The sequence below is a fragment of the Klebsiella sp. A-Nf5 genome (assembly GCF_002810545.1).
GTDB classification, from domain to species: Bacteria; Pseudomonadota; Gammaproteobacteria; order Enterobacterales; family Enterobacteriaceae; genus Klebsiella; species Klebsiella variicola.
Genome location: NZ_PIOG01000123.1, coordinates 1 through 618, shown reverse-complemented (window position 1 = coordinate 618; position 618 = coordinate 1). Strand labels below are relative to the sequence as shown.

Below are 618 nucleotides of genomic sequence, written 5' to 3'. Positions count from 1 at the left end.
CGGAGAGAAACTCCCAATTTGACTTAAATTTTTCCTCGTCAAAAGACCAAAGGTCAGTTCTCCGTCTAGATCCGAATTAAACGCCTGCTTAGCTAACCCTGCATACTCTGGAGTATGAAGTGCTAAGTCCGTAGCTCTAACAATATGCAAACCGAGAGTGTTGAACCGATCGCAAGGCAACTGTAAATCACTACGCTCGTTATCGCCAATCATCACGACTTCATTACCGGAAACACCATACTCGGTAAAAAGAAGCTCGTACAGTTCACCCGTATCCTTTCTTTTACCTTTATCTGATGATAAATAAATTTTATCCCATCCGGTAAAACCATTAGACTCGAGCATATTAACGATAGTTTCAAGCGGTAAAAACATATCGCTGACAATAGCGATTTTTTTACCACTCTTTTTAACAAACTCAAAAATTTCCAACATATCCGGCCGAGCCGAAACAGAAGCAATTTCAACCCGTTCTTCGAGCTCACGAAACTTTTTGGCGACTGAATGTTCAACCTTATAATGTTGCTGCAATTCATTATAGATATCGTCAATACTGATATCCCGCCCAGCGCGGTGCCTTGCACTCTGCTCTGCGGCAGGCCTTTTAGACAGAAATTC

1 protein-coding gene is annotated in these 618 nt (G+C 41.9%); it reads right to left on the bottom strand.

The annotated features are described in order from the left end of the window. On the bottom strand, positions 1 to 618 hold a 618-nt coding region (locus tag CWM53_RS12475), incomplete at both ends, for an HAD hydrolase-like protein (protein WP_165785075.1).